The organism is Leclercia sp. M-A074-M, assembly GCF_965195605.1.
Taxonomy (GTDB): domain Bacteria; phylum Pseudomonadota; class Gammaproteobacteria; order Enterobacterales; family Enterobacteriaceae; genus Enterobacter.
Map to the genome: position 1 here is coordinate 25,107 of NZ_CBDAHM010000008.1, position 14,932 is coordinate 40,038.

A 14,932-nucleotide genomic window follows, 5' to 3' on the forward strand; every position below is an offset into this window, starting at 1 on the left:
TGTCGGAATTATGTGCGAGGAAGCGAGCTTACTGCGGTTTTTTATTGAGGGTATCTTTCAGCTGGCCGATTAATTCCCGACGGAAATCCCCCAGCCGGGGTTTATCATCCTCTGTCCACGGCAGTGGACGGCACAATTCCATCGCTTTGATCCCCAGCCGCGCGGTGAGTAATCCCGCACCAATCCCCTGCGCCGCACGGGCCGAAAGGCGAGCGGCCAGATCCTGTGACATCCAGTCCATCCCCACCTCGCGCACCAGCTCGCTGGCCCCGGCAAAGGCCATATTGAGTAGTACAAGGCGGAACAGGCGCAAGCGGCTGTAATAGCCCAGTTCGATACCGTACAGCGTGGCAATACGGTTGATCAGGCGCAGGTTGCGCCAGGCAATAAAAGCCATATCCACCAGCGCCAGCGGGCTGACGGCAATCATCAGCGTTGATTCGGCTGCCGAGCGGCTGATCTCCCGCCGCGCCTGGCTGTCCAACACCGGCTGCACGAGGTGGGCATACAGCGATACCACTTCGCGATCGTTTTGCGTTTCGTGAATGGCGGCGTACCAGCGCTGCAAGGCCGGATGAGACTGATCGAGCCCGGCCTGTTTCGCCAGTTTTTCACAAAATGCCCGTCCGTTACCGGTGCCGTGGCTGTGCAGCAGATCCCGGGCTTCATCACGCTCGTGGGCGCGCTGGCGCAGTCGCCATAAACGGCGCCATTCGGTGGCAACAGAGCCGACGCCCGCGCCGACGATAAGCGCACCTGCCGCGCATCCTCCCAGCGCCACCCAGTCCTGGGTTTGCCAGGCATTGATTGCCCACTGCACGCCTTGCCCTACCACCGCAACGCCCGCCAGCATCAGGCCCGCGCTGACCATTTTGCGCCACAGGCTACGTTTAGGGCGCAAAGCGGCTTCGACGACGGCTTCGGCTTGTCCTTCTTCCGCAGGGAGCATGTCGGTCACTACCGGGGCGAAGTTTCCGGCCTGGGTGTCATCAAACGTTTGTGCCGCTTTGAAGGCTTCGCGATCCGCTTCTTCCAGGGTGCCGGTAAAATCCATTCGCGGTTTTAGGGGTTCGGTCATCGCAATTTATCTCCAATCAAAAACTCCAGCGCGGCATCCAGGCGAATGTGCGGAAGCGGCTGGTCTACATTCATCGTCTGCGGGCGGAAGGCTTCAAACTGAAACCCCTGCTTCTGCCAGAATGCCTGGCCCGGCAATCGGGCGGGTACTTCGCCAGGGTAGACCGTCAGCGGGGCGCCGTCACTCAGACGGTGGCCGCGCAGCGCCGGGATCTTATCGCCATTAACGTCAATCAGGCCACTCTGGGTGGCCTGCACCGAGGCCAGCCCCAGGCAGTCCATGCTGATACCCTCAAAGGCGGCGTTTTGCCAGGCATCCTGCACCAGCTGCTGGAGGAGCGATACCATATTGGCGTGCTGATCCACCGTCACGTGATCCGCCTTGGTGGCGGCAAACAGCAGTTTGTCGATCACCGGAGAGAAGAGACGCCGGAACAGCGTGCGCTGCCCGTAGTGGAAGCTCTGCATCAGTTGGGTTAGCGCGAGGCGCATGTCGTTGAACGCCTGTGGCCCGCTGTTGAGCGGCTGAAGGCAGTCCACCAGCACAATCTGGCGGTCGAAGCGCAAAAAGTGGTTAGTGTAGAACCCCTTAACCACTTTCTCACAGTAGTAGTTAAAGCGTTCGCGCAGCATACCGGCGTTGGTATGTTTGTCCGCCTGGGCAAGCTTCGATTCACCAAAAGCCTCCACGTCCGGCCAGGGGAAAAATTGCAGGGCCGGGGCGCCCGCCATATCCCCAGGCAGCACAAAGCGACCCGGCTGGATAAAGTGCAGACCCTCTTTCTTACATTGATGCAGGTAATCGGTCCAGGCTTCCGAAATGGCCGCCAGCCGGTTTTCATCGGCGGGTGCCAGCGGATCCAGCCCCTCACACAGGGAACGCCAGCGGGCGGACCAGGCCGCGCGGGGCCCCTGTAACAGGCCGGTCATCTGCCGCGACCAGCTGAGATAGTCCTGGGTCAGCATCGGCAGGTCGAGCAGCCATTCGCCGGGATAATCGACAATCTCCAGATAGAGAGTGGAGGTCTCTTTAAAATGGCGAAGCAAAGAATCATTGGAACGGTACCGCAGCGCCAGGCGGATTTCACTCACCCCGCGGGTGGGCGTGGGCCAGGTTGGCGGCGTGCCGTAAAGCTGGGCCAGCCCTTCATCGTAGGTGAAACGGGGAATGCCAAAATCGCGCTGAGGGACGCGCTTCACGCCGAGCAGGCGCTCTTCGCGTACCGCGCTCAACAGCGGCAAGCGCGCCCCGGCATGCAGGTTAAGGAGCTGATTGACCATCGCCGTGATAAAGGCGGTTTTGCCGCTGCGGCTCAGTCCGGTAACCGCCAGGCGCAAATGTCGGTCAACCCCACGATTTACCAGAGAATTAAATTCATTTTTAAGTCGCTTCATCGCCATCCTGTTCTGCCTGAAGGAATTATTGTTCTGAGAAATATGACACGGGGGCAAGGAGAAAGGAATAAAAGCAGCGCAACGGCACATTGAACTTTGTGCCGTTGCGAATTATTTCAGTTTACTGGATAACCGGTTCGCGAGCTTTTTCAGCATCGGCTCCAGCGCGACGGCCAACAACATTCGTACCGGCTTGCGGGCAACCGATTTGATCGCCCACCCCGCCACGCCTGCCGGGCCGTAACGCAGTGCGGTGAGTAATACCAGCTTCCCTGCGATTTTCAGGCCCGGCTTGACGCGATGTCCGGCCTGTTGCCAGCGTTGATTCATATCAGTTCTCTCAGTTAAAGCTGACGAAAACGGCTTCGCAGCGTGAAGGTATCCGAGGTGACATACCGCTCCATTTCGCGCAAGCGTTTTTCGCCTGCCGACAGCTCAGCATCCACCGCGTCCAGTAATTCACTGCTGGTGGGGCTATTTTCATCGCCCATCGCGCCGTCCGGCATCGGGTCCAGCACGAAGGACAAAATGATATAGGCCACCAGGGTAATAAACGCCAGACCAAAGAAAATGGAGAGTACCGTTACCACACGCACCAGCTTCACCGGCACGTCGAGGTAGTGCGCCAGTCCGGCGCAGACGCCGCGCACCATCCCCTTCTGGGGGATACGCCACAATTTTTTATTCAGGTTCAGTGCCATTAGCGATCCCTCCAGTTCGGATGTTCTGCGTCCAGGATCGCCTCCAGCGCCTGAATACGTTCGCGCATTTTATTTGCGTCCTGAGTTAATTGCGCCAGGCGCTGCTGTTCGCTTTGCGACAGCTCTCCCCTTGAAGAACGGTTACTGTAGTGCAGCCACAACCAGATCGGCAGAACAAATAGCACGAAAATGGTCAGCGGAATGGCAAGAAAAAGCGCGCTCATGTCTACTCCTTGTGTGATGAGTGGCGGCGCCGGCGGGCGCCGCAGTTTTTATTATTGATTGTCTTGTTTCATTTTGGCCTTCAGCGCGGCCAGTTGCTCGCTGATTTCATCATCCGCTTTCAGATCGGCAAACTGCTGATCCAGCGTTTTCTGTTTGCCAAAGCTGTGGCTTTCCGCTTCCGCTTCCATCTGATCGATACGACGCTCAAACGACTCAAAACGGGCCATGGCTTCGTCAATCTTGCCGCTGTCGAGCTGACGGCGCACGTCACGGGATGAACTTGCCGCCTGGTGACGCAGCGTCAGGGCCTGCTGGCGGGCGCGGGTTTCGCTCAGCTTGTTCTCCAGCTCCGCAATCTCTTTTTTCATGCGGGCAAGGGTTTCATCCACCAGCGTCACCTCCTGATCAAGGGTGGCGACAATATCGGTCAGCTTCTGCTTTTCAATCAGCGCAGAGCGGGCCAGGTCCTCTTTATCTTTGCGCAGCGCCAGCTCCGCTTTTTCCTGCCATTCGGCCTGCTGGGCGGTCGCCTGTTCAATACGGCGGGAAAGCTGCTTTTTCTCAGCCAGCGCACGGGCGGAGTTAGAGCGCACTTCCACCAGCGTGTCTTCCATCTCCTGAATCATCAGACGAACCAGCTTCTGCGGATCCTCTGCTTTCTCCAGCAGTGAGTTGATGTTGGCGTTCACGATGTCGGCAAAACGAGAAAAAATACCCATAATTGAATCCTCATATTTTCTGTTATCGGGCTAAGCCCTGCTGCATAGTTAATACAATTCCCGTGCCAGTTTTATATCTTATTGATTTTATACGATGTGATTGCTTTTTCGCCCGCTACGCCCTACTCTCACTTAGTGAATTACACCAATAAGTGGTCAATTACGTCATGGCTGAATTTAAAGACACGTTACTCGGGGAAGCCAACAGTTTTCTCGAAGTGCTGGAGCAGGTATCCAGGCTGGCACCGCTGAATAAACCGGTGCTGATTATCGGCGAGCGCGGCACCGGCAAGGAGCTGATTGCCAACCGGCTACACTACCTCTCCGGGCGCTGGGATGGACCGTTTATCTCTCTGAACTGCGCCGCGCTGAACGAGAACCTGCTGGATACGGAACTGTTTGGTCACGAGGCGGGCGCCTTTACCGGGGCGCAGCGTCGCCATCCCGGTCGCTTCGAGCGCGCCGATGGCGGCACGTTGTTTCTTGATGAGCTGGCGACCGCGCCGATGCTGGTGCAGGAAAAACTGCTACGCGTCATTGAGTATGGCGAGCTGGAGCGCGTGGGCGGCAGCCAGCCTTTACAGGTAAACGTGCGGCTGGTGTGCGCCACTAACGCCAATCTGCCGGAGATGGTCGAGCAGGAGAAGTTTCGCGCCGACCTGCTGGATCGGCTGGCGTTTGATGTGGTTAACCTGCCGCCGCTGCGCGAGCGGCGCAGCGATATCATGCTGCTGGCGGAGCAATTTGCTATTCAGATGTGTCGTGAGCTTGGGCTGCCCCTTTTTCCCGGCTTCAGTCAGCACGCCCGTGAAACGCTGCTGGACTACCGCTGGCCGGGCAATATCCGCGAACTGAAAAACGTAGTGGAGCGCTCCGTCTACCGCCACGGTAGCAGCGAGACAGAGCTGGATGAAATTGTGATCGATCCCTTTCAGCGTCCCGCACAGCCCTCTGTCAGCAAACCGCTTACCACGGGTATACCTACCCTGCCCCTCGATTTGCGTCTGTTCCAGCTGGAGCAGGAGAAGCGGTTGCTGGAGCAGAGCCTGCGCGAGGCACAATTTAATCAGAAACGCGCGGCTGAACTGCTGGGGCTGACCTACCATCAGTTAAGGGCATTGCTCAAAAAGCATCAGATGCGATGACATAATCAGCACTTACCCGCAGACATTTTTACGAAGCAGGTGTAAGTGCGATACACTTTGCAGATCGTCTCTAAAAACCTTAAAAATTATGCGACTGGTTTTCTCGTCCCTGATTGCGCTCGGTCTGTTAAGCAGCCAGGCGTTTGCCGCGCCTGAGCTGGCGGATCGCGCGGATATTCGCGACAGCGGCTTTGTCTACTGCGTAAGTGGGCAGGTCAACACCTTCAACCCGCAAAAGGCGAGCAGCGGCCTGATCGTCGATACCCTCGCCGCCCAGATCTATGACCGCCTGCTGGATGTGGATCCCTATACCTATCGCCTGGTGCCTGAACTGGCCGAGAGCTGGCAAGTGCTGGACAACGGGGCCACATACCGTTTTCGCCTGCGCGACGACGTCAGCTTCCAGACCACGCCGTGGTTTAAGCCTACCCGTAAACTCAATGCGGATGACGTGGTCTTTACCTTCCAGCGCATTTTTAACCGCAACCATCCGTGGCACTACATCAACGGCGGTAATTTCCCCTACTTCGACAGTTTACAGTTTGCCGATACGGTGAAGTCCGTTCGCAAGCTGGATAACCGCACGGTGGAGTTCACCCTGGCGCGGCCAGATGCCTCCTTCCTGTGGCATCTGGCGACGCACTATGCTTCGGTGATGTCCGCGGAATATGCCACTCAACTCACCCTGAAGGACAAAATGGAGTTGATGGATCGCCAGCCCGTAGGAACCGGACCGTTCCAGGTTGAAGAGTATCGGGCGGGGCAGTACGTGCGCCTGCAACGCCATGAGAAATTCTGGCGCGGCACGCCGCTTATGCCGCAGGTTGTGGTCGATTTAGGCTCCGGCGGTACCGGGCGGCTGTCGAAACTGCTGACCGGCGAATGCGATGTCCTGGCCTGGCCCGCTGCCAGCCAGCTGACTATCCTGCGCGACGACCCGCGTCTGCGCCTGACCCTGCGCCCGGGCATGAATATCGCTTATCTGGCCTTTAACACCAACAAACCGCCGCTGGACAACCCGGCGGTACGCCATGCCCTGGCGCTGGCGATCAATAACCAGCGTCTGATGCAGTCCATTTATTACGGTACCGCTGAAACTGCCGCCTCAATCTTGCCCCGCGCCTCGTGGGCCTACGATAGCGAGGCTAAAATTACCGAATACAACCCGGAAAAATCACGCGAACAGCTCAAAGCGCTGGGGGCAGAAAACCTCACCCTGCAATTGTGGGTGCCTACCAGCTCCCAGGCCTGGAACCCCAGCCCGCTAAAAACCGCGGAGCTGCTCCAGGCTGACCTGGCCCAGGTGGGGGTTAATGTGGTGATTGTTCCGGTAGAAGGCCGTTTTCAGGAGGCGCGCCTGATGGACATGAACCACGATCTCACCCTGTCAGGTTGGGCGACAGACAGTAACGACCCGGACAGTTTCTTCCGTCCGCTCCTGAGCTGCGCGGCCATTGATTCGCAGACCAACTATGCCCACTGGTGCAACCGCGAGTTTGACAGCATTCTACGCAAGGCGCTGTCGACCCAGCAGCTGGCGGCACGTATCGATGCCTATGATGAAGCGCAGATTATTCTGGCCAAAGAGTTGCCGGTACTGCCGCTGGCCTCATCCCTGCGTCTGCAGGCGTACCGTTACGATATCAAAGGCCTGGTGCTCAGTCCGTTTGGAAATGCGTCGTTTGCGGGCGTCTCCCGCGAGAAACAAGAAGAGGTGAAAAAACCGTGATTATTTTTACCTTACGTCGGTTGCTGTTGCTGCTCATCACCCTCTTCTTTCTCACCTTAGTGGGTTTTAGCCTGAGCTATTTTACCCCGCACGCGCCGCTACAGGGTGCTTCGCTGTGGAATGCGTGGTGGTTCTGGTTTGAAGGCGTGCTGCACTGGGACTTTGGCGTCTCCAGCATTAACGGCCAGCCCATCTCCGAGCAACTGAAAGAGGTCTTCCCCGCCACCATGGAGCTCTGCATCCTGGCGTTCGGTTTTGCGCTGATTGTCGGGATCCCGGTCGGGATGCTCGCCGGGATCACCCGCAATAAATGGCAGGACAAGCTGATCAGCGCGATCGCCCTGCTCGGGTTTTCGGTTCCCGTCTTCTGGCTGGCGCTGCTGCTGACGCTCTTTTTCTCGCTGACGCTCGGCTGGCTGCCGGTTTCCGGACGTTTTGACCTGCTCTATGCGGTAAAAACTGTCACCGGATTCGCCATTATTGACGCCTGGCTCTCAGATTCGGTCTGGCGGCATGAGATGATCATCAGCGCCGTGCGCCACATGGTGTTGCCGGTGCTGGCCCTGGCCGTGGCACCAACCACGGAGGTGATTCGCCTGATGCGCATCAGTACCAGCGAGGTGTTTGACCAGAACTATGTTAAAGCGGCCGCCACACGCGGATTGTCACGGCTGACGATTTTACGTCGCCATGTGCTGCATAATGCGCTGCCGCCGGTGATCCCCCGTCTCGGGCTGCAGTTCTCAACCATGCTGACGCTGGCCATGATCACCGAAATGGTCTTTAGCTGGCCAGGCCTCGGGCGCTGGCTGATTAACGCCATTCGCCAGCAGGATTATGCCGCTATCTCTGCCGGCGTGATGGTGATTGGCGCGCTGGTGATTATTGTGAACGTGTTATCTGATATTTTGGCCGCTATGGCTAACCCACTGAAACATAAGGAATGGTATGCCTTACGATAGCGTATACAGTGAAAAGCGCACGCCCGGTGCGTTACGCACCGTGTGGCGAAATTTCTACGGCGACGCTATGGCGATGATCGGCCTGTACGGCTGTGGCGGCCTGGTGCTGCTGTGCATCCTGGGCTCGTGGTTTGCGCCGTATGGCATCGATCAGCAGTTCCTCGGCTATCAGCTGTTACCGCCATCCTGGTCCCGCTACGGTGAAGTCTCCTTCTTCCTGGGCACCGACGACCTCGGGCGCGATGTGTTAAGCCGTCTGTTGAGCGGCGCTGCGCCGACGGTGGGCGGCGCCTTTGTGGTCACCCTGGCCGCCACGCTGTGCGGCCTGGTACTGGGTATTGTCGCCGGGGCTACTCACGGCCTGCGCTCGGCGGTGATGAACCATATTCTCGATACGCTGCTGTCGATCCCGTCGCTGCTGCTGGCGATCATCGTGGTGGCCTTCGCCGGACCGCATCTGACGCACGCCATGTTTGCTGTCTGGCTGGCGCTACTGCCGCGCATGGTACGTTCGGTCTACAGCCTGGTGCATGATGAGCTGGAAAAAGAGTATGTGGTGGCCGCCCGTCTCGATGGCGCCACCACCATGAATATTCTGTGGTTTGCGGTGCTGCCCAATATCGCCTCGGGCATGGTTACGGAAATTACCCGTGCCCTGTCGATGGCGATCCTGGATATCGCCGCGCTCGGTTTTCTCGATCTGGGCGCGCAACTGCCCTCCCCGGAATGGGGCGCGATGCTGGGCGACGCGCTGGAACTGATCTATGTAGCCCCCTGGACGGTGATGCTGCCGGGTGCTGCAATTATGGTTAGCGTATTACTGGTGAACCTGCTTGGCGACGGGATCCGTCGCGCCATTGTGGCGGGGGTGGAATAATGCCGTTACTGGATATTCGCAATCTGACGATTGAGATTAAAACCGGCGAAGGCTGGGTCAAAGCGGTCGATCGCGTCAGTATTACCCTGAGCGAAGGCGAAATTCGCGGGCTGGTGGGGGAATCGGGATCAGGCAAAAGCCTGATTGCTAAAGCGATTTGCGGCGTGGCGAAGGATAACTGGCGCGTCACCGCTGACCGTATGCGCTTTGATGATATCGACCTGCTGCGCCTCTCCGTCCGCGAACGACGCAAGCTGGTGGGCCACAACGTGTCGATGATCTTTCAGGAGCCGCAATCCTGTCTCGATCCGTCGGAGCGGGTGGGCAAACAGCTGATGCAGAACATTCCCGCCTGGACCTATAAAGGCCGCTGGTGGCAACGTTTTGGCTGGCGTAAACGCCGGGCTATCGAGCTATTGCACCGGGTGGGGATCAAAGATCACAAAGACGCCATGCGCAGCTTCCCCTATGAGTTGACGGACGGTGAGTGTCAGAAAGTGATGATTGCCATCGCGCTGGCTAACCAGCCGCGCCTGCTGATCGCGGACGAACCGACCAACGCGATGGAGCCGACCACCCAGGCGCAAATCTTCCGCCTGCTGACCCGGCTTAATCAGAACAACAACACAACTATTTTGCTGATCAGCCATGACCTGCAGATGCTGAGTAAATGGGCAGATAAGATTGATGTGATGTACTGCGGCCAGACCGTGGAGACCGCCGGCAGCGAGGATCTGATCACCACGCCGCATCATCCGTATACCCAGGCGCTGATCCGTGCGATACCGGATTTTGGCAGCCCCATGCCGCATAAAAGTCGCCTGAATACCCTGCCGGGGGCTATCCCGCTGCTGGAGCACCTGCCCATTGGCTGTCGCCTGGGTCCGCGCTGTCCCTATGCCCAGCGTAAATGCATTGAAACGCCGCGCCTGGCCGGGCCGAAGAACCATCTGTTTGCCTGCCATTTCCCGCTGAACATGGAGAAAGAGTGACATGGTCGAAACCCTGCTGGAAGTGCGCAACCTGAGTAAGACCTTTCGCTACCGTACCGGCTTATTCCGCCGACAGACCGTTGAAGCGGTAAAACCGCTGAGCTTTACCCTGCGTGAAAAGCAGACCCTGGCGATCATCGGTGAAAACGGTTCAGGGAAATCGACGCTGGCGAAGATGCTGGCCGGGATGATTGAACCCTCGGACGGTGAGGTCCTGATTGACGACCATCTGCTGAAATTTGGCGATTACTCGTTCCGCAGCCAGCGGATCAGGATGATTTTTCAGGATCCCTCCACCTCGCTGAACCCGCGCCAGCGTATCTCACAGATCCTCGATTTTCCGCTACGGCTCAATACCGATCTGGAACCTGAAGCGCGACGTAAGCAGATCATCGATACCCTGCGCATGGTCGGACTGCTGCCGGATCACGTCAGCTATTATCCGCACATGCTGGCGCCGGGGCAGAAGCAGCGTCTGGGTCTTGCCCGCGCGCTGATCCTGCGCCCGAAAGTGATCATCGCTGACGAAGCGCTGGCCTCGCTGGATATGTCGATGCGTTCACAACTTATCAACCTGATGCTGGAGTTGCAGGAGAAACAGGGTATCTCGTATATCTACGTCACCCAGCATCTGGGGATGATGAAGCACATCAGCGATCAGGTGCTGGTGATGCACGAAGGCTCAGTGGTGGAGCGCGGCAGCACCGCGTCGGTGCTGGCCGCCCCACTTCACGATCTGACCAAACGTTTAATTGCCGGGCATTTTGGCGAAGCCTTAACCGCCGATGCCTGGCGAAAAGATCGCTGACCTGCCCCGTATGGAGTGGTCGGATTAACACTGTACGCGACACATGCTATTATCGCCGCGTTTTAACGACGGTTGTCCAAAAATGACAGCCGCCACAACAATGAATATAAGGATTAAGAGCTATGGGTTTTCTTTCCGGTAAGCGCATTCTGGTCACTGGCCTTGCCAGCAAACTGTCCATCGCATACGGTATCGCACAGGCGATGCATCGCGAAGGTGCTGAGCTGGCATTCACCTACCAGAACGACAAGCTGAAAGGCCGCGTAGAGGAGTTCGCCGCGCAGCTGGGTTCCAGCATTGTTCTGGAATGCGACGTTGCTAAAGATGAAAGCATCGATGGCATGTTCGCCGAGCTGGCAAAAACCTGGCCGAAATTTGACGGTTTCGTTCACTCCATCGGTTTTGCACCAGGCGACCAGCTCGACGGCGACTATGTAAACGCGGTCACCCGTGAAGGCTTCAAAATCGCACACGACATCAGCTCCTACAGCTTTGTGGCGATGGCGAAATCCTGCCGCTCCATGCTTAACCCGGGCGCAGCTCTGCTGACCCTGTCCTATTTGGGCGCTGAGCGCGCTATCCCGAACTACAACGTAATGGGTCTGGCAAAAGCCTCTCTGGAAGCCAACGTGCGCTACATGGCGAACGCAATGGGTCCGGAAGGCGTGCGCGTAAACGGCATCTCTGCCGGTCCAATCCGTACTCTGGCGGCTTCCGGCATCAAAGACTTCCGTAAAATGCTGGCGCATTGCGAAGCGGTTACCCCAATCCGTCGCACCGTGACCATCGAAGATGTGGGTAACTCCGCAGCCTTCCTCTGCTCTGACCTCTCTGCTGGCATCTCCGGCGAAGTGGTTCACGTTGATGGCGGTTTCAGCATCGCTGCAATGAACGAGCTGGAACTCAAATAAGTTCATTACCTTCCCGCTCCGGCGGGGAGGTATCCCCACCGTTTCGCCCGCTTTCCCCGCGTTATTCCGTTCCGCTATTTGTTATCACTTAACAATATTTTTCCGCTTATCCGCCTTCCGCCAGGATATTGATCGCCATTTTGAGATCAAGGAACGCACATGGAACAACGCCGTATTTCTGGCAAAGGCCACTGGTATCATGAGACCCAGTCCAGTAGCAGCCCGACGGAAGTCCTGCCTTTGGTTCCCGAAGCCGCGCATGTCGCCGATCGCTTTTTGCTGAACATCGCGCTACCGGCAACGCTGCTGGCAGCCTGTGAACGCTGGTTAACCCCGGCCCGGGCGCTATGCGACCTTTTTTTCCCGCGCACCGTCACCGTAACCCGGCTTCGCACGCTGAGCGCCTACGATCGTTTCAGCACTGCTCTGACCGTCGCCCAGGTGTGCGGCGTGCAGCGTCTGTGTAATCACTACGCCGCCCTTCTCGCCCCGCTCCCCGGTCCCGACTCCTCCCGTGAAAGCAATCGCCGTCTCGCCCAGATCACCCAGTATGCCCGCCAGCTTGCCAGCTCGCCGGATGTGATTGACAGCAAAGCGCAGCAGGGGCTCGATGAGGTGGGCCTGACGGTGTATGACATCGTGACCATCAATCAGATTATCGGCTTTGTGGGCTTTCAGGCGCGCGTGGTGGCGGTGTTTCAGGCCCTGCTCGGCCACCCGGTGCGCTGGCTGCCGGGGCACCATATCCCGCCTCACGCCCTGCCGGACGATAACGACCTGAACACATGGCAGCCTGCCATACCCGAGGTTGAGCGTTGTCAGGCCAGCCCACAGCAGCTGGCCTCGCTTGAACGCTGGCAGGACGAGCCGTTATTGCATCCCCTTACGCCGGTGCTCTGTCATGAACCGTTGATCCTCGATCAAACCGGTGAAATTCTCATCAGTGGCATTCACACGGCGTATAAAGACGATGAGGCGGTAAGGCGTGCGGTAGAACAGCTGGCGCGATCGCCGGATCAGTTCAGCGCCGCGCAGTTTACCCCGCTGACAGATGATGGCCAGTCGCCCGTACAGGCCATCAATCTCCTCACCTGGAGCGCTTTTTGCGGCTGGCTGAACCGTCTGAAAATCGCCATTGGCAGAAGCGAATAACCACACTAACGACCGAAAGAGCGCTTGCTGTAGCAGTGAGATTCGCGTAAAACTGTCAGCCGCTCAATGGCTACGAAAATAGATCACTATGCTCCAGGACAACCCGCTGCTAGCGCAGCTTAAACAGCAACTGCATTCCCAGACGCCACGTGCTGAAGGGGTCGTAAAAGCCACGGAAAAAGGCTTTGGCTTCCTTGAAGTCGATGCGCAGAAAAGTTACTTCATTCCGCCTCCGCAGATGAAGAAAGTGATGCACGGCGATCGCATTACGGCCGTGATCCATAGCGAAAAGGATCGTGAATCAGCCGAGCCTGAAGAATTAATTGAACCGTTCCTGACCCGTTTTGTGGGTAAGGTGCTGAGAAAAGATGACCGTCTGTCCATCATTCCGGACCATCCTCTGCTGAAAGACGCCATCCCCTGCCGCGCTGAGCGTGGCGTGACGCATGATTTTAAAGAAGGTGACTGGGCCGTAGCAGAAATGCGCCGTCACCCTCTGAAGGGCGATCGCGGTTTTTATGCCGAACTCACCCAGTTTATCACCTTCGGTGAAGACCATTTCGTACCGTGGTGGGTCACCCTTGCCCGCCATAATCTGGAAAAAGAGGCGCCAGAAGGCGCAGCGACTGACATGCTGGACGAAGGTCTTGAGCGTCGCGATCTGACTGCACTGAATTTTGTCACCATCGACAGCGCCAGCACCGAAGATATGGACGATGCGCTGTATGTTGAAGAGCAGGCTGACGGTAAACTGCTGCTAACCGTAGCGATTGCCGATCCTACAGCCTGGATCGCGGAAGGTACCCCGCTGGATGACGCGGCGAAAATCCGTGCCTTTACCAACTATCTGCCAGGCTTCAACATCCCGATGCTGCCGCGCGATCTGTCGGATAATCTCTGCTCGCTGCGCGCTAACGAAGTGCGCCCGGTACTGGCCTGCCGCATGTCCATCGCTGCCGATGGCACTATCGAAGAGAACATTGAGTTCTTTGCTGCGCTGATCGAGTCTAAAGCCAAGCTGGTGTACGACGAGGTCTCTGACTGGCTGGAAAACAGCGGTAGCTGGCAGCCTGAGCATGAGGCCATTGCCGACCAGATCCGCCTGCTGCACCGTGTCTGTCTGAGCCGTAGCGAATGGCGTAAGACCCATGCGCTGGTCTTTAAGGATCGCCCTGACTACCGTTTCATTCTCGGTGAGAAAGGCGAAGTGCTGGATATCGTGGCGGAGCCGCGTCGCATTGCTAACCGCATCGTTGAAGAGTCGATGATTGCGGCGAACATCTGCGCGGCCCGCGTACTGCGCGACAAACTCGGTTTCGGTATCTATAACGTGCACACCGGGTTTGATCCGGCTAACAGCGAAGCCCTGGCGGCCCTGCTGAAAACCCATGACGTGCATGTGGATCCGCAGGAAGTTCTGACCCTGAATGGCTTCTGCAAGCTGCGCCGTGAACTGGATGCCCAGCCATCTGGTTTCCTGGATAGCCGCATTCGTCGCTTCCAGTCTTTCGCTGAGATCAGCACCGAACCTGGCCCGCACTTTGGTCTGGGGCTGGAAGCCTACGCCACCTGGACCTCACCGATTCGTAAGTATGGCGATATGATTAACCACCGCCTGCTGAAAGCGATCGTTAAAGGCGAAACCATTGCCCGTCCACAGGACGAAGCCACGGTGCAGATGGCCGAGCGCCGTCGCCTTAACCGCATGGCGGAACGCGACGTCGGTGACTGGCTCTACGCCCGGTTCCTGAAAGACAAAGCCGGAACGGAGACCCGTTTCGCGGCGGAGATCATCGATGTCAGCCGTGGCGGGATGCGTGTACGTCTGGTGGATAATGGCGCCGTGGCCTTTATTCCTGCGCCGTTCCTGCACGCCGTACGTGACGAGCTGGTCTGCAGCCAGGAAAACGGCACCGTGCAAATCAAGGGCGAAGTGGCCTATAAAGTGACCGAAGTTATCGACGTCACTATTGCTGAAGTGCGCATGGAAACACGCAGCATTATTGCCCGCCCTGCCGTCTGATTATTGAGTGCTTAAAAGTCGGTTCACCTCATTTGAGGGAACCGACTTTTTTTTGCGTTAACGTCAAATTCATCATTTTTACTTATCTTTTTCTCCCCTACATTGCGAAAAGCGATCACACTTATTCATGACAGTCTGGTGAATGCTTTAACGTGTCACCAGAATATTCATTCGCCTGTATCCTTTTTTGCCGATCTCGTTCTAATATAAGAATAC

Annotated in this window: 15 protein-coding genes; 9 read left to right on the forward strand and 6 right to left on the reverse strand. The window is 57.4% G+C overall.

The features are described 5' to 3' along the window. Positions 1-28: 28 nt before the first annotated feature. The 6 genes from ACOKCT_RS16380 to pspA form a co-directional block, all read right to left on the reverse strand. Positions 29-1,078, reverse strand: coding sequence for a YcjF family protein (locus tag ACOKCT_RS16380; protein ID WP_103179862.1), 1,050 nt, complete (start codon positions 1,076-1,078; stop codon positions 29-31). Beyond that, positions 1,075-2,472 carry a YcjX family protein gene (locus ACOKCT_RS16385; RefSeq protein ID WP_103181094.1) on the reverse strand — a complete coding sequence of 466 codons (1,398 nt, stop codon included), beginning with the start codon at positions 2,470-2,472 and terminating at the stop codon, positions 1,075-1,077. Before ACOKCT_RS16385 ends, ACOKCT_RS16380 begins: the two co-directional genes overlap by 4 nt. A gap of 111 nt (positions 2,473-2,583) precedes the next feature. After that, entirely contained in the window at positions 2,584-2,802 is a 219-nt protein-coding gene (gene pspD / locus ACOKCT_RS16390; protein ID WP_103179863.1) for a phage shock protein PspD, read from the reverse strand. Between the two features lie 14 nt (positions 2,803-2,816). After that, positions 2,817-3,173 (reverse strand): envelope stress response membrane protein PspC, encoded by a 357-nt coding sequence (gene pspC, locus ACOKCT_RS16395; RefSeq protein WP_103179864.1) that lies wholly within the window; start codon positions 3,171-3,173, stop codon positions 2,817-2,819. Further along, positions 3,173-3,397, reverse strand: a complete 225-nt coding sequence (pspB, locus tag ACOKCT_RS16400; RefSeq protein ID WP_103179865.1) for an envelope stress response membrane protein PspB — start codon at positions 3,395-3,397, stop codon at positions 3,173-3,175. Before pspB ends, pspC begins: the two co-directional genes overlap by 1 nt. A gap of 51 nt (positions 3,398-3,448) precedes the next feature. Next, the gene (gene pspA / locus ACOKCT_RS16405; protein ID WP_156654643.1) at positions 3,449-4,117 is read right to left on the reverse strand and encodes a phage shock protein PspA; all 669 of its coding nucleotides are present in this window, start codon (positions 4,115-4,117) and stop codon (positions 3,449-3,451) included. 167 nt (positions 4,118-4,284) lie between these two features. On the opposite strand from pspA, the gene pspF reads away from it, so the two are divergent. From pspF to ACOKCT_RS16450, 9 genes are all read left to right on the forward strand, one after another. Continuing rightward, positions 4,285-5,262: a phage shock protein operon transcriptional activator gene (gene pspF, locus ACOKCT_RS16410; protein ID WP_420193677.1), complete on the forward strand. Its 978-nt coding sequence runs from the start codon at positions 4,285-4,287 to the stop codon at positions 5,260-5,262. Between the two features lie 88 nt (positions 5,263-5,350). Next, the gene (gene sapA / locus ACOKCT_RS16415) at positions 5,351-6,991 is read left to right on the forward strand and encodes an ABC transporter substrate-binding protein SapA (protein ID WP_103179868.1); all 1,641 of its coding nucleotides are present in this window, start codon (positions 5,351-5,353) and stop codon (positions 6,989-6,991) included. Then, positions 6,988-7,953: a putrescine export ABC transporter permease SapB gene (sapB, locus tag ACOKCT_RS16420; protein WP_420193678.1), complete on the forward strand. Its 966-nt coding sequence runs from the start codon at positions 6,988-6,990 to the stop codon at positions 7,951-7,953. Before sapA ends, sapB begins: the two co-directional genes overlap by 4 nt. Continuing rightward, positions 7,940-8,830, forward strand: a complete 891-nt coding sequence (sapC, locus tag ACOKCT_RS16425; protein WP_103822232.1) for a putrescine export ABC transporter permease SapC — start codon at positions 7,940-7,942, stop codon at positions 8,828-8,830. The genes sapB and sapC overlap by 14 nt, the downstream gene beginning before the upstream one ends. Beyond that, positions 8,830-9,822, forward strand: a complete 993-nt coding sequence (gene sapD / locus ACOKCT_RS16430) for a putrescine export ABC transporter ATP-binding protein SapD (protein ID WP_103179871.1) — start codon at positions 8,830-8,832, stop codon at positions 9,820-9,822. The genes sapC and sapD overlap by 1 nt, the downstream gene beginning before the upstream one ends. Position 9,823: 1 nt before the next feature. Continuing rightward, a complete protein-coding gene (gene sapF, locus ACOKCT_RS16435; protein WP_103179872.1) occupies positions 9,824-10,630 on the forward strand; it encodes a putrescine export ABC transporter ATP-binding protein SapF in 807 nt (268 codons plus the stop codon). 122 nt (positions 10,631-10,752) lie between these two features. Continuing rightward, on the forward strand, positions 10,753-11,541 hold the full coding sequence (gene fabI / locus ACOKCT_RS16440; protein ID WP_103179873.1) for an enoyl-ACP reductase FabI: 789 nt from the start codon (positions 10,753-10,755) through the stop codon (positions 11,539-11,541). Positions 11,542-11,700: 159 nt separating this feature from the next. Next, a complete protein-coding gene (locus tag ACOKCT_RS16445) occupies positions 11,701-12,693 on the forward strand; it encodes a CMD domain-containing protein (protein ID WP_103179874.1) in 993 nt (330 codons plus the stop codon). Positions 12,694-12,781: 88 nt separating this feature from the next. Continuing rightward, entirely contained in the window at positions 12,782-14,716 is a 1,935-nt protein-coding gene (locus tag ACOKCT_RS16450) for an exoribonuclease II (protein WP_420193679.1), read from the forward strand. The last annotated feature ends 216 nt before the right edge of the window (positions 14,717-14,932 follow it).

What these genes read in the sequence shown, in the direction of transcription:
- pspB (WP_103179865.1), bottom strand. Translation starts at nt 3,397, where the DNA reads ATGAGCGCGCTTTTTCTTGCCATTCCGCTGACCATTTTCGTGCTATTT.
- sapA (WP_103179868.1), top strand. Translation starts at nt 5,351, where the DNA reads ATGCGACTGGTTTTCTCGTCCCTGATTGCGCTCGGTCTGTTAAGCAGC.
- pspF (WP_420193677.1), top strand. Translation starts at nt 4,285, where the DNA reads ATGGCTGAATTTAAAGACACGTTACTCGGGGAAGCCAACAGTTTTCTC.
- pspA (WP_156654643.1), bottom strand. Translation starts at nt 4,117, where the DNA reads ATGGGTATTTTTTCTCGTTTTGCCGACATCGTGAACGCCAACATCAAC.
- ACOKCT_RS16380 (WP_103179862.1), bottom strand. Translation starts at nt 1,078, where the DNA reads ATGACCGAACCCCTAAAACCGCGAATGGATTTTACCGGCACCCTGGAA.
- sapF (WP_103179872.1), top strand. Translation starts at nt 9,824, where the DNA reads ATGGTCGAAACCCTGCTGGAAGTGCGCAACCTGAGTAAGACCTTTCGC.
- fabI (WP_103179873.1), top strand. Translation starts at nt 10,753, where the DNA reads ATGGGTTTTCTTTCCGGTAAGCGCATTCTGGTCACTGGCCTTGCCAGC.
- ACOKCT_RS16445 (WP_103179874.1), top strand. Translation starts at nt 11,701, where the DNA reads ATGGAACAACGCCGTATTTCTGGCAAAGGCCACTGGTATCATGAGACC.
- ACOKCT_RS16385 (WP_103181094.1), bottom strand. Translation starts at nt 2,472, where the DNA reads ATGAAGCGACTTAAAAATGAATTTAATTCTCTGGTAAATCGTGGGGTT.
- sapD (WP_103179871.1), top strand. Translation starts at nt 8,830, where the DNA reads ATGCCGTTACTGGATATTCGCAATCTGACGATTGAGATTAAAACCGGC.
- sapC (WP_103822232.1), top strand. Translation starts at nt 7,940, where the DNA reads ATGCCTTACGATAGCGTATACAGTGAAAAGCGCACGCCCGGTGCGTTA.
- pspC (WP_103179864.1), bottom strand. Translation starts at nt 3,173, where the DNA reads ATGGCACTGAACCTGAATAAAAAATTGTGGCGTATCCCCCAGAAGGGG.
- ACOKCT_RS16450 (WP_420193679.1), top strand. Translation starts at nt 12,782, where the DNA reads ATGCTCCAGGACAACCCGCTGCTAGCGCAGCTTAAACAGCAACTGCAT.
- pspD (WP_103179863.1), bottom strand. Translation starts at nt 2,802, where the DNA reads ATGAATCAACGCTGGCAACAGGCCGGACATCGCGTCAAGCCGGGCCTG.